Genomic DNA, 12,921 nt, shown 5'->3' with positions numbered 1-12,921 from the left:
ATGTCAGCCGCGAAAGTTCGGCTCTTTACGTGTGATCGGATTCAGCTTGATCAGCCGAACGCGAAGCAATTCACAGACGAAAGCCGAAACGATGAGGTGAGGAATTGTGGGGAGGTTTTGAATGTCATCGCAACGCGACAACAAGCGACGTAGCGGATACTGTTTTCGGCGTTCGTTTCGAGCGTCAAATCCGGGACAAAATCGAGTTGTGAAGCTGCTCTCCCGATACTTTCCTTTCGTCCAAGCTATCCGAGCAGACACTCTCGATTGTTGGATAGGCTTTGATCTTGCGAAACCACGCTGCGCTGTCGCAACGGATGTCGATAGGACCAGCTGAAACCTGTGACAGTCTCTTTGAACGGTTGGCACTTCACTGCTGCCTGACTGCCACCAGAGTTACTGTCAACTGATTTACCGGGTTGCAGCTTTTATCGATCGCGAAGCTAGCTGCTTGAATCGAGCTACCAGCGGACATCGGTTTCGATTTTGGTCGCTGAGGTTCGATTAGCAGCCATGACATTCGGTTGCCGAATTCCATGTCACCTTGTGAAGTGACGGGACGTCCCGACAACGAAAACTACTTCTTCGACTTCTTCTTGGTGGCTTTCTTCTTTGCCGCTTTTTTGGTCGTTTTCTTTGCGGCTACCTTTTTCGAAGTTTTCTTCTTGGCGGCCTTCTTGGTTGTTTTCTTCTTGGTGGCCTTCTTGCTACCTCCGAAGATATTGTCCCAGTTGTTGGAGTACTTTTCGTTGGTTCCTACGCGAAGAATCGTCATGTTTCCGTGAGTAATTGCGAGTAACGAATCATCACCGCTCCTGCAGTGATTCGATGTTGATGGCGGGCCATCAAAGTCCGGCTCTAGCCGGCATGGATGCTTTTGTAACGAGCCTGTTTGATGCTGTCGGGATCTTCCCCAAGCCGTTCACGCAGGTTCCGTTCGTAAACTTCAAAGTTTCCTTCACACCAATAGACCTGACCATCGCCTTCGAAAGCGAGGATATGGGTCGCGAGTCGATCGAGGAACCAGCGGTCGTGCGACGTGACAACGACGCAACCGGCAAAGTTCATGATCGCTTCTTCGAGCGCCCGCAGGGTATCGACATCAAGGTCGTTGGTCGGTTCGTCCAACAAAAGGACGTTGCAACCACGGCGAAGAAGCTTTGCCAGGTGAACGCGGTTGCGTTCACCGCCGGAGAGCTTCCCGACTTTCTTTTCTTGATCTGGGCCGCGGAAGTTAAACCGCGATACATAGGCTCTCGCGTTGACGCTTCGTCCGCCCAGATCGATCGTTTCATGTCCGCCACTGATTTCCTCGAACACCGTGTGGTTATCGTCGAGAGAATCGCGGCTTTGATCAACGTAACCCAAATCGACCGTGTCGCCGACCCGGAACTCACCCGCATCTGGCGGCTCTTTCCCGGTGAACATGTTGAACAGGGTTGTTTTACCGGCACCATTGGGGCCGATCACGCCGACAATGCCACCGGCGGGCAGGCGGAACGAGAGATCCTTCACGAGGACCTTTTCGCCAAACGCCTTGCTGATGTTTTTCGCTTCGATGACGAGATCGCCGAGGTTGCGATTGGACGGAATTTGGATTTCCAATTCGTCTGGACGGTCCTCGAATTTTTGCGACGCCAAATCTTCGTAGGCTTTGATCCGAGCTTTGCTTTTCGCTTGACGAGCTTTTGGACTCATACGAATCCATTCCAATTCGCGATTCAACGTCCGCTCGCGAGCCTTGGCTTGCCGCTGTTCCAAAGCCATCCGCTTTTGGCGTGCTTCCAGCCACGCGGTGTAGTTGCCTTCGAACGGGATGCCGCGACCACGGTCAATTTCCAGGATCCACTTCGCAACGTTGTCTAGGAAGTAGCGATCGTGCGTCACCGCGACAACGGTGCCGGGATACTTGTGCAAATGTTGTTCTAGCCAAGAAACCGACTCGGCATCCAAGTGGTTGGTCGGTTCGTCAAGCAATAGCAGGTCGGGCTGGCGAATGAGCAATTGGCACAATGCGACTCGGCGGCGTTCGCCCCCGGACAACTTTGTGACGTCTGCATCACCGGGCGGCAAGTTCATGACTGCCATCGACATTTCGACTTGGCGATCGAGTTCCCACAGGTTGTAGGTGTCGATCGTGTCTTGAAGCGTCGCCATTTCGTCGCACAGCTTCTGCATTTCATCATCGTCGGTTACGTCACCGAGCAGCATGCTGATCTCGTTGAACCGATCAATGATCGCGCGCCGTTCGGCGACGGCGGTTTGAACGTTTTCGAAAACCGTCTTGGTGGGATCCAAAGGCGGCTCTTGTTCGAGGTAGCCGACGGTGAAACCTTTCGCCAAGCGGGCGCTACCGTCAAACTCCTTGTCCTGGCCAGCCATGATTCGCATCAGCGTCGACTTGCCGGCACCGTTGGGGCCGAGGACGCCAATTTTTGCGCCCGGGTAGAACGCCAAATGAACATCGTCCAGCACAGCTTTCTGGCCGTGCTTTTTTGTCAGTCCTTCGATCTGATAGATGAATTGTCGAGACATTCCGATCTTATTCCCATTCGATCGTCGCGGGCGGTTTACTGCTAATGTCATAGCAGACACGATTGACGCCTTTGACTTCGTTGATAATCCGTGTACTCATTCGCGCCAGCAGGTCGTACGGCAAACGGCTCCAATCAGCCGTCATAAAATCATCCGTGTTGACGCTGCGAATGGCGATTGCGTTGTCGTAGGTTCGGGCATCGCCCATCACACCGACACTTTGAACTGGCAGCAGAACCGCAAACGTTTGGCTGGTATCGCGATACAATCCCGCGGCTTCGATTTCTTCGATGACGATCGCGTCGGCAGCTCGCAGAACGACCAGCTTGTCGCGGGTGACTTCGCCCAGGCAGCGAACGGCAAGGCCTGGTCCTGGGAATGGGTGACGCCAAACGAGTTTGTCAGGTAAGCCCAGTTCCAGCCCCAGACGGCGAACTTCGTCTTTGAACAAATCACGCAGGGGCTCGATCAATTCAAATCCCAACTCCTCTGGAAGGCCACCGACATTGTGGTGCAGCTTGATTGTGGCTGCCGGGCCGTCGGGATCTGCACCGCTTTCGATAACGTCGGGGTACAGGGTTCCTTGAGCCAAGAAATGGGCGTTCTCGATTTGTTCCGCTTCGGTTTTGAAGCACTCGATGAAGTCGTGCCCGATGCGGCGCCGTTTCTCTTGCGGTTCGGTAATTCCGGCGAGCGAAGCCAAGAACCGGTCTTCCGCGTTGACGACGTGCAGATCGGTTTTGAAGTGATTTGAAAACTCGTCGATGACAAGCGTCTGTTCGTTCTTTCGCAGCAAACCGTTGTCGATCAGGATGCAAGTCAACTGGCTTCCGATAGCCTTGTACAACAGTGCGGCGACGACCGACGAGTCGACTCCGCCACTAAGTCCGCAGATCACGCGCCGGTCGCCGACCTGCTCGCGAATTTGCTTGATGGTCAATTCGGCAAAATCACTGAGATGCCAATTCGGTTCACACTTGCAGATGTTCCGGACAAAATTGGCTAGGACCTTGCCGCCCAATGGAGTGTGCGTGACTTCCGGGTGGAACTGCATCCCATAGACAGGCAGGTCGCGGTGGACAATTGCCGCGTAGGGACACGTGCTTGTCTTTGCGAGGGTCGTGAACGATTCGCTAATCGACGAAACCTGATCACCATGGCTCATCCAGACATCGATTTCGCTTGGCAATTCATCAAACAATGAATCACCGCTGATGATTTCGCACTTGGCGTGACCGTATTCACGTGTGGTGGTGCTATCGACTTGGCCACCGAGTGCTTTGCAGGCCAGTTGCATGCCGTAGCAAATTCCCAGCACTGGGATCCCTAAGTTGAATAACTCGGGATCACATTGCGGAGCACCATCTTCGTAAACACTGGACGGTCCACCGGAAAGGATGATTCCTTTGGGGGCCAGCTCTGCGATTCGCTCGGCCGACAGGTCGTGTCGCAAGATCTGACAGTACACGTTCTGCTCACGAACGCGTCGGGCAATCAGTTGTGCGTACTGCGAGCCGAAATCCAGAACAACGATTCGCTGGTCGGTGAGGGCCGAGTTATTCGTATTCGCAGAGTTCTCTTGGGCGTGCGAAACACTCATGCGGGCGTCAGTCGGGGTTGAAGAAACCGGAGCGGCATCGTCAATGCCAAACACGGAGTGTAGAAAATGCTACGAAAATACCCAAGGGGCTAAACGACCAGGAATCTTTGGGATCGGCCAGAACGAGCTCGCAATCGTTGCCGCCGCACTCTTTTACGATCCATCGGCTACCACCGGCATCTGCGACCCGAGGGCGGGATCTTTCAAGGGCATTTTTGAAGGGCCGTTGGGTATCCAATACCGCCGCAATCGCGACAATTCTTGTCCGGCGACTTCGCCCCAAAAGCAATCGAGACTCCTCAGCCGAATCAGCCATGCGAATTTTATTGACTAACGACGATGGGGTGTTCGCCCCAGGCCTTGCCGCCCTCGAGCAACAGCTGCGGCACCTCGGCGAAGTCATCGTGATTGCCCCCGCCACGGAACAGTCGGGTGTTGGGCACTCGATTACCTATTTAACCCCGCTGGTTAAAAAATCCATCCATCGCGACGGTCGGCACTGGGCATGGGCGGTCGAAGGCAGCCCGGCGGACTGTGTGAAATTGGCAATCGCGGAATTGCTGCGTGACGATCCCGTCGACCTGGTTGTCAGCGGAATCAACAACGGCCTCAATGCGGGAATCAATGTGCTGTACAGCGGCACCGTAGCGGCCGCGATCGAGGGCGCTTTCTTTGGGACAACCAGCGTCGCGGTATCACTGGAATATGATCCCGACGCGGATTTCCAAGCCGCCGCGGTGATCGCGAAAAATGTGATCAGCGGAATCGCAAAGAACCACAACGCCTCGGGAAAACTCTTTAACTTGAACATTCCCACGAAGGCGACCGAGACTCCGACGGACCTTGCGATTGTCCCGATGGGCTTGGCTCAATACGGCAACCGCTACGAAAAACGACAGGATCCCGGCGGCCGCGATTATTACTGGGCGTTGTGGCAAGAACCAGACGAGCCACCCAAAGAACAGACCGACGTTACAGAACTTCGTGATGGCAATGTCACGTTGACCTGTTTGCAGTTTGACATGACCAGTCATCAAACGACCGAAGACATGAAGTCATGGGACTTGAAGATCTAGTCTGACACCCCTGACCTGTTGGCAGCGTTTATCACAACGGAACGATTTCTATGACAGAACATTCATACGGTATGGGAGACGCTTTTGCGGCTCTGCGCGAAGGGCAACCAGATCTTGCCACTGAAATCTGCCAACAAGTGCTCGATAGCGATCCGGAAAACGCATCCGCTTGGTTTCTTCAAGGGATCCTTCATGCCCAAGCGGGACGCACCGATGATGCCTTACCCAACTTTGAACGGGCGGTCCAGTTCAAGCCGGAATCGCCGACTTATCAATACAACTTGGGACTCGTCCGTAGCAGTCTTCGCAAACATGACGAAGCGATCCAGGCTTATCGCGATGCGATCAAGTTGCAGCCGGAAATGCTCGAAGCCCAGAACAATCTGGGGAACTGCTTGGTGATGTTGGAAAAGTCGCAAGAAGCGGCAGACCATTTTCGCGAAGTCGCCAGAGACTTTCCCCAAGAAGCGATTGTGCACTTCAACCTTGCAAACGTGCTTGAAGACATCGGCGAATACAAAGAGTGTATTGAAGCCTATGAAAAAGCGATCGAGCTAGACCCGAATTTCGATTCCGCCCGTGACAACCTTGGCCGGACCTATGCCGGAATCACCGAATACGACGAAGCGTTGCGTGTTTGGAAAGAATGGCTCGAGCACGATCCGGAGAATCCGATTCCCAGGCATATGATCGCCGGAATCACGGGCGAGATGGTGCCTGACCGCTGCGACGATGATTATGTACTTAATACGTTTGATGATACGTTTGCTTCATCGTACGAAAAACAGCTTTCGCGAATCGGTTACAGCGTTCCGGTCTTAGTCCAAGACGCGATCGATTCGGTGCAGTTAGAAAAATCAAACCGGCTAAACGTTTTGGACGCCGGCTGCGGTACTGGCCTTTGTTCAAGCGTGCTACGACCCTACGCCCAGACGTTGGTAGGCGTCGACTTGTCGCCTGACATGCTTCGTTTGGCAGAGCAAACCGGCCGTTATGATGATTTGATCGAAGGCGAGCTCACGCAGGTTCTGTGCGAACTGACGTTGGAATTTGATTTGATCGTTTTCGGCGACACGCTGTGTTACTTCGGAGACTTGACGCAGGTCTTGGCCGCGGTCCGGCAACGCATCTCCAGCTCGGGGATGACAATCTTTACCGTCGAAAACCTTGCCCTGCAGCACGAAGAGGAACAGGCGGATCTTTCTGTCGACTACCGATTGCTTCCCAACGGTCGCTACCAACATAATGAAGAATACATCGAAGCTTCAATTCAGGCGGCCGGACTAACACTTCTCTCCATCACAAAGGCCAAGCTAAGAATGGAGCGGGGACGTGAAGTCGAAGGGCTGGTGGTGGTCGCTAAAAGCTAGAGTGCCAAGCCAAGAAAGCCTCCTAGTGCTTCGTTCCAATTCGATTTTAGGATTAGCCGTCTGGTGTTAGCCACGGTTGTTGAACCGGAAGTCAACGTGGACAAAACCGGGGCGAACGCCCATCGGCTGATGGGTGAAGCTCGATTTTAGGATTAGCCGTCTGGCGCTAGCCACGGCTGTTGAACCAGAAGTCAACGTGGACAAAACCGGGGCTAACGCCCATCGGCTGATGGGTGAAACTCGATTTTAGAATTAGCCGTCTGGCGCTAGACACGGTTGTTGAACCGGAAGTCAACGTGGACAAAACCGGGGCTAACGCCCATCGGCTAATGGGTGAAACTCGCTTTTAGGATTAGCCGTCTGGCGTTAGCCACGGTTGTTGAACCAGAAGTCAACGTGGACAAAACCGGGGCTAACGCCCGTCGGCTGATGATCCGAACACATATTTTTATATGGAACGAAGCTCTAGTTCCGTCTTCGCGTAACACAGGTGGTGGCGAGGATTCCCAGCAGTGCAACAAGTGATGACGGTTCGGGAATCGCGACCGCGCTGACGCGGAAGGTTAACGAATAGTCGAAGTCTTGGAATTCGGTTTCGCGGATCCAAACCGAATAGTCTCCCGCCGACAATGCGCCGGGAGGAGCGATGGTGTTGTAATTGTTGCTGGCTACATCGATTGTCAACAGATCGGCTCCGCTATCCAAGTCGGAAACCAGGTGTGCAACCAGCAACGAAGTACCATCGTAGCTGGCGGGGAACGTCATCGAGGTTCCCGTATCGATTCCGACAAAGTGGTTGCCGTCACCGGTGATGTAGTCCAGCGTGATCGAATCCAAACGAGTGCCATCGGCGATGGTAAACGTGAAAACGTCTTCGTCCGATTCACTTGCGTTTAGAATCGTGCCTTCGACGATCGTGTCGCCGATACCAAAAACTCCGACAGCTGAAGGCGTCGCAAAGGAGTCGGCAAAATCAAACGGATTCAGGTTTTCATCAACCGGGATCACATCATCCCCATTGGGAAGAGTGACAATGTCGGCAAACGCTGGCGAAGCGACGAGAAAAACGAGCGCCACGCATCGAATCAAGAGTTTCATCACGGCAGCCACGACAAGAAAGAAAAGACTGTTGGGAGCGTTAGCGTTAGTTTAAACACTGACAACCCATCGGTGGCAAACTTTTCATCGAGGTTACGTCACGGTCGGCCATCGAGCCCAAGGCTCAAAGCCCAACACAGTTTTCTGGCCGGTAGAACACGGTGGACTCGTGGCGACAACAACTGGCGGGTTTAAGTCCCGCGATTCTCAACGCTCTGAAACCTCGTTGGGACAGAAGTTTGAATGCTGGGCGGTAGCATTCGCGGTCTGAATCGTCCAGCAGCACGATGCCGGCTTCGGTCAAGCAGGGAAGGCTTTGTTCAACACAGCGCACTCGGTCTTGACCATCAACGACGACAACATCAAAGCGGGTGTCCTGCCGCTGAATGGTTTCCGCATAACGTGCAGTGTTATCAAAGGGGTGATAGATCAATCTGGCATTTGATGGCAGGTCTTCGGCGACGGTGTCGTACCAAGATTTGTCGTATTCGACGGAGGTGACCTGACGAACGCGCTGCGCGAAATACCGTGTCGAACCGCCGCTTCCGTATTCAAACAAAGTCATCTGGCTGTCCAAGCGTTCGGACAGGAATTCGACGATCGAATAATTCATCCATGGAACTGGTTGACCATCAACTGATTCGGGTTTCGAAGCTCGTACGCTTTGAAACCAGCCTGATTGGCGGAGCATTGATTGCCGCCCTGTGACAAGTTTGTAGCAGCCGTATGGGACCGCAAAACGCCGTTTTAATGTCCGACCAATCGTAGGCACCATGGTCAATTCCTTCTGTCCAGGTGGTTCAATCGTTGAAAAGTAGTAGGAATTCGTTACTCATTCCTTTAGGTGTTTTTTCGGTAGCAATCCGGGGTGGTTTTCGTCAACAGCAATGTGAAGGCATTTTTGCTGCTCGTCTTACAACATCCAGTCTTGGCTTTCTGGCGGCTGATTGTGATCTTTTGAAAAGCGATCAGATTTTGGCGCAATCTGGTTACCTCGAAACAAGCCGTTTAATTGAAATCGCACAATCAGTGTCCCCTCTGCGGGCGGGAGGGTGCTAAGATGATCGTCGCGTGTCCAAATTCAATGGTTTTAGAGCGGAGACCAGTGACCATGCGAGAGCGTCGCGTCAAATTGACCATCTGTTTGCAGGCTGCCGCAGCATTGTTGTCAGCCTGCCTTTCGCCCAAGTATTGCCACGCCCAAAGCGAACCGGTGAAAGATCGCTATTCGCTGGTACTGATCCAGTCGGATCTGGACGACGCAAACAAGACCCTTGCGATCTTTGATCTTGATGATGACGGCGTTTTGAATGAAACGGAGTGTAAGAAATTGAAGTGGGCGTCTCTTGCCGGAAGAGCCGACCTGAATCGCAACCAATTGCTTTCGCAACCCGAGATCGCACTTCACTTTGCATCGATCCGAGAAGAGCTGGATGTCGAGCAAATTGATCGAACCGTCGCCGAGCGTTCAATCAGAAAGCACGATTCGAACCGCAACGGCCAGATCGATCCGGAAGAGATCACCGCAGCATGGCCGGAAGAGCCTGATGAGATCGATGCCAATGCCGATGGCATTTTAACGGTCGAAGAATTGACCCATGCCTTTGCCTTTCGCCGAGTCATCAGAAAAGAGATCGGCATTATTGGCGTCGATCAGGGATGGGCGATCAAAATCCGAAATCGTTTTGATCGAGACGGTGATGGACGCCTTGGACCAAGTGAATGGGAAGGAACTCCGATGCCCGCGAAGCCGGACGGTTTCGACGAAGATGAAGATGGACTTCTTTCGTTGACCGAAATTGCCACGATGATTGCGAAGCATCGTCAAAAGCTCGGGTTAACACCGAAAGACTTGTTGTCAGCACGTGCTTTGATGCAACCCGTTGATGCCAATTTCGATGGGATCGCGACAAAGGAAGAGCTTGCTCTCTATGTCAAGCTTCAGCCGGCGATCGCTGATGGACTTCTAGCGTTTGATACCGACGGTGATGGAAAGACCACGATGCTGGAAATCGAAAAAGAGATGGGCAAACGTCGTGACGAAAAAGGCTACACAGATCAGGATGCCGCCGAAGCGCAACGCCTGATGCTACGTCATGATGTCAACCGGGATCGAGTGATCCGGAGTGGTGAATTGAAAGAGAAGTCGGGCCAAGGATTCCTAGGGAAAGAAGTTTTGCCACAAGCAGATCGCGACGACAACAAAGCGATCAACCAAGATGAATTGGCAAGGTACCTCGCACGGCAACGTGAGCAGTAGTGCTCGAAAACACCTCTCAATCAGCCGCATCGCGCGAGCGAGCGGTTATGTGTCTTGGCGCATACCGTTCACCGCGGGCTGGCGCCGCGCGGCTGATGTTGTGGGTTGCGTGGTGTGCAGATCGTGAACTGTTTTCAACCGTCGCTAGCGCGAACCGGCTCAGTTGTTTGGTCTGTGAGCTGCAATGTCACTAGCCGCGTTCCCTTTTCAATCAGCCGCATCGCGCGAGCGAGCGGTTATGTGTCCTGGCGCATACCGTTAACCGCGGGCTGGCGCCGCGCGGCTGATGTTGTGGGCTGCGTGGTGTGCAGATCGTGAACTGTTTTCAACCGTCGCTAGCGCGAACCGGCTCAGTTGTTTGGTCTGTGAGCTGCAATGTCACTAGCCGCGTTCCCTTTTCAATCAGCCGCATCGCGCGAGCGAGCGGTTATGTGTCCTGGCGCATACCGTTAACCGCGGGCTGGCGCCGCGCGGCTGATGTTGTGGGCTGCGTGGTGTGCAGATCGTGAACGGTATCAACCGTCGCTAGCGCGAACCGGCTCAGTTGTTTGGTCTGTGAGCTGCGGTTTGTTGAGGTTAATCGCGAAGTGTATCAGCGTTTCCTTCTTATCAGCCGATGGGCATTAGCCCCGGTTTCGTCCGCAGTTTCTACAGGTTCGTTAACCGCGGGCTGGCGCCGCGCGGCTGATGTTGTTTTCAACCGTCGCTAGCGCGAATGCGGCTCAGTACCGATCGTTTTCAAAACTACGACTCATCATGCACCCTTCGCAAAATTTATTTCTTACGCGGAAGCGTAAACAAATAATAGGCATCAGTCGGGTCTGCTGTATTTCCATTGATGCCAATGGTCGGTCGAGTCCAAACCTCTTTTCCGTCAAAATGAATGTGTAGTTTGGCAAATCCATTTCTGCGAAGCGCGTATCTCCACGATTTCTTCCCATCCTTTTCGAACGCTTCCAACAACAAAAAACATTCCGTGTTTGTATTGTGGGCGATCGAGAACACCGCTCCGTCCAAAATGCCTTTCTGTGGATCTTGATATCGATACATCTCGCGGGCCAGAATGCGTAACTCATGACGACTATCCTGCCAGTATTCATGGCCGCTAAACAGGCGTGCGATTCGTTTCAGTTGCGAATAGCGAATGGGGGCCGAATTGGACGGGGCCGCGTCGAGCGTCAGCGAATGGAATTCCAATTGAAATGGCTGAGGTGCCCAGCGAATGTCGGATCCCAAAGTCGCTTCGATCCGATTTTGTTCCGACAGTGACGCAACCGAATACACCCAAAAGGTCGAGTCACGGCGGGTCCAAAGGCTGATGATGGCTACGGGGCGTTCGTCTTGATTACCGACCACCCACACACCACCTTGTTCTCCTCGCTCGGAATCGAGATGGTTGAGCACCGGTTTTTCAACCAATGGGACCGAAGCCGATTCTCCGTTGATCAAACGATAGAACTTCCCTTCCGAAACGATCGACTTTGATTCTTGAGCGATGCCAGATGACTCTTCTGACTCAGCCGTCTCATCAGCTGCGGCGACTACCTCCGCGACCTGCGCATACGCTGGCGCAGCTATTGCAGTGATGACGATCGATACAAAACCGAGTGAAAGTATTCTGCGATCCATTTACAAGACTCCAAACACCTGCGAACCGGATGGGATGGCCGAACTCTCTACCTCGCTTCAATATAGCCGACGTGTCTATAGTTGTCTTGTGATCCGTTTGCAAACGAACAGAAAACACCTCGCGTTTTGTTCAGCCCATGCTCCCTATCGTTCACCCATCGAATCGTCACCGCCAAGCCATCCGCGGCGTCGAAAGAAGTAAACCATACCTGCGGCCGTGACGATCATCGCGGCCCAGATGATTGGGTAGCCCCATCGCGTATGAAGCTCAGGCATGTGGTCAAAGTTCATGCCGTAGATGCCGGCCATGAACGTAAGCGGAATAAAAATCGTCGCGACGATGGTCAAGACCTTCATCACGTCGTTGGTCCGATTGGCGATGGTGGTTAGATAGGTGTTTAATAAGCTCGCGACCATTTCCCGGTACATTTCGATGACTTCAGATGTTTGGACGCAGTGGTCGTGGGTATCCCGTAGAAACAACCGAACATCTTCGCCGATCACGGTGTTCCCGTCTCGAATCAAGGAATAGATTGCTTCACGTTGCGGCCAAACGGCGCGTCGGAGATTGACCAACCGGTTTTTCAAACGGTTCAGTTCACGCAGTAGCTCAGGTGTCGGACGCATCACTGCATCGTCTTCTAACGCCTCGATGCGGTCCCCGATCGTTTCCAAAACCGGGTAGTAGGCATCGACGATGGTGTCTGCAATCGCGTATGCCAAATAGTCGGCCCCGTGGCTTCGAATCAATGATTTCTCGGCGCGGATTCGTCGACGAACGGGATCGAGAACGTCACCTGGGAATTCTTGAAATGTCAGCACATAGGTTGGGCCGATTACAATACTGACTTGCTCTAATTCGATTGTAGAAGCGGATTCCGCGGCGACCATCTTCACGATCAACAAAAGTTGGTCGTCGTACGATTCCGCTTTGGCTCGCTGCGGAAGGTTGACGACATCCTCAAGCAGCAACGGATGCAGTTCGAAGATTTCGCCGATGGATTTCATCAGTTCGTGGTCGCCGAATCCTTGGACGTCGACCCAGGTGACGTGACCGTCGTGAAATGCCGCTTTCAGTTCGTTGACATCGTTGACGACCTTTTCTTCCGCACGACCTTCCTGCCGATAGTGAATCATCGACATCGCCGGTTTTGGTGCTTCGGCGGAAATCATCAAAGTGCCGGGTTTAGCACCGACTTCGGTATGACGCTTTTTGAACATCGCGGTTGGTTCCAGAGAAGTGGGACGTCGTTGTATATCAGCACAACACTCCTTTGTGGAGGCGACTTGACCAAACAGCGATCAAGACGTCGCGTTCAGGGTGCGGCTGGTTTGCCGAACAAACGAGACCAA

General features: G+C 53.3%; 11 protein-coding genes. 3 read left to right on the top strand and 8 right to left on the bottom strand.

What is annotated here, in order from left to right:
- Window positions 1-3: 3 nt before the first annotated feature.
- The 4 genes from LOC67_RS23140 to guaA form a co-directional block, all read right to left on the bottom strand.
- On the bottom strand, window positions 4-261 hold the full coding sequence (locus tag LOC67_RS23140; RefSeq protein WP_230265212.1) for a hypothetical protein: 258 nt from the start codon (window positions 259-261) through the stop codon (window positions 4-6).
- Between the two features lie 316 nt (window positions 262-577).
- On the bottom strand, window positions 578-775 hold the full coding sequence (locus LOC67_RS23135; RefSeq protein ID WP_230265211.1) for a hypothetical protein: 198 nt from the start codon (window positions 773-775) through the stop codon (window positions 578-580).
- An 83-nt stretch (window positions 776-858) separates the two neighbouring features.
- Window positions 859-2,535, bottom strand: a complete 1,677-nt coding sequence (ettA, locus tag LOC67_RS23130) for an energy-dependent translational throttle protein EttA (protein WP_230265210.1) — start codon at window positions 2,533-2,535, stop codon at window positions 859-861.
- 7 nt (window positions 2,536-2,542) lie between these two features.
- Window positions 2,543-4,135 (bottom strand): glutamine-hydrolyzing GMP synthase, encoded by a 1,593-nt coding sequence (gene guaA / locus LOC67_RS23125; protein WP_230265209.1) that lies wholly within the window; start codon window positions 4,133-4,135, stop codon window positions 2,543-2,545.
- A gap of 314 nt (window positions 4,136-4,449) precedes the next feature.
- On the opposite strand from guaA, the gene surE reads away from it, so the two are divergent.
- Together surE and LOC67_RS23115 are read left to right on the top strand one after the other, a co-directional pair.
- A complete protein-coding gene (surE, locus tag LOC67_RS23120; protein WP_230265208.1) occupies window positions 4,450-5,211 on the top strand; it encodes a 5'/3'-nucleotidase SurE in 762 nt (253 codons plus the stop codon).
- 50 nt (window positions 5,212-5,261) lie between these two features.
- Window positions 5,262-6,581 carry a tetratricopeptide repeat protein gene (locus tag LOC67_RS23115; RefSeq protein WP_230265207.1) on the top strand — a complete coding sequence of 440 codons (1,320 nt, stop codon included), beginning with the start codon at window positions 5,262-5,264 and terminating at the stop codon, window positions 6,579-6,581.
- A gap of 465 nt (window positions 6,582-7,046) precedes the next feature.
- Here LOC67_RS23115 and LOC67_RS23110 read toward each other — a convergent pair whose 3' ends face one another.
- Together LOC67_RS23110 and LOC67_RS23105 are read right to left on the bottom strand one after the other, a co-directional pair.
- Entirely contained in the window at window positions 7,047-7,679 is a 633-nt protein-coding gene (locus LOC67_RS23110) for a PEP-CTERM sorting domain-containing protein (RefSeq protein ID WP_230265206.1), read from the bottom strand.
- 124 nt (window positions 7,680-7,803) lie between these two features.
- Window positions 7,804-8,292, bottom strand: a complete 489-nt coding sequence (locus LOC67_RS23105; RefSeq protein WP_230265205.1) for a class I SAM-dependent methyltransferase — start codon at window positions 8,290-8,292, stop codon at window positions 7,804-7,806.
- A gap of 498 nt (window positions 8,293-8,790) precedes the next feature.
- On the opposite strand from LOC67_RS23105, the gene LOC67_RS23100 reads away from it, so the two are divergent.
- On the top strand, window positions 8,791-9,939 hold the full coding sequence (locus tag LOC67_RS23100) for a hypothetical protein (protein WP_230265204.1): 1,149 nt from the start codon (window positions 8,791-8,793) through the stop codon (window positions 9,937-9,939).
- 774 nt (window positions 9,940-10,713) lie between these two features.
- Here LOC67_RS23100 and LOC67_RS23095 read toward each other — a convergent pair.
- Window positions 10,714-11,568 (bottom strand): hypothetical protein, encoded by an 855-nt coding sequence (locus LOC67_RS23095; RefSeq protein WP_230265203.1) that lies wholly within the window; start codon window positions 11,566-11,568, stop codon window positions 10,714-10,716.
- A gap of 144 nt (window positions 11,569-11,712) precedes the next feature.
- Window positions 11,713-12,789: a magnesium/cobalt transporter CorA gene (gene corA, locus LOC67_RS23090; RefSeq protein ID WP_230265202.1), complete on the bottom strand. Its 1,077-nt coding sequence runs from the start codon at window positions 12,787-12,789 to the stop codon at window positions 11,713-11,715.
- Window positions 12,790-12,921 lie beyond the last annotated feature (132 nt).

Origin of the sequence: Stieleria sp. JC731 (genome assembly GCF_020966635.1) — a bacterium.
Classification (GTDB): Bacteria; Planctomycetota; Planctomycetia; order Pirellulales; family Pirellulaceae; genus Stieleria.
The sequence above is the reverse complement of the archived record's forward strand: the minus strand, read 5'-3'. Positions and strand labels throughout refer to the sequence as shown.

Coding starts and splice junctions, on each gene's coding strand:
- LOC67_RS23135 (WP_230265211.1), bottom strand. CDS start 775: ATGACGATTCTTCGCGTAGGAACCAACGAAAAGTACTCCAACAACTGG.
- ettA (WP_230265210.1), bottom strand. CDS start 2,535: ATGTCTCGACAATTCATCTATCAGATCGAAGGACTGACAAAAAAGCAC.
- guaA (WP_230265209.1), bottom strand. CDS start 4,135: ATGAGTGTTTCGCACGCCCAAGAGAACTCTGCGAATACGAATAACTCG.
- surE (WP_230265208.1), top strand. CDS start 4,450: ATGCGAATTTTATTGACTAACGACGATGGGGTGTTCGCCCCAGGCCTT.
- LOC67_RS23115 (WP_230265207.1), top strand. CDS start 5,262: ATGACAGAACATTCATACGGTATGGGAGACGCTTTTGCGGCTCTGCGC.
- LOC67_RS23110 (WP_230265206.1), bottom strand. CDS start 7,679: ATGAAACTCTTGATTCGATGCGTGGCGCTCGTTTTTCTCGTCGCTTCG.
- LOC67_RS23105 (WP_230265205.1), bottom strand. CDS start 8,292: ATGAATTATTCGATCGTCGAATTCCTGTCCGAACGCTTGGACAGCCAG.
- LOC67_RS23100 (WP_230265204.1), top strand. CDS start 8,791: ATGCGAGAGCGTCGCGTCAAATTGACCATCTGTTTGCAGGCTGCCGCA.
- LOC67_RS23095 (WP_230265203.1), bottom strand. CDS start 11,568: ATGGATCGCAGAATACTTTCACTCGGTTTTGTATCGATCGTCATCACT.
- corA (WP_230265202.1), bottom strand. CDS start 12,789: ATGTTCAAAAAGCGTCATACCGAAGTCGGTGCTAAACCCGGCACTTTG.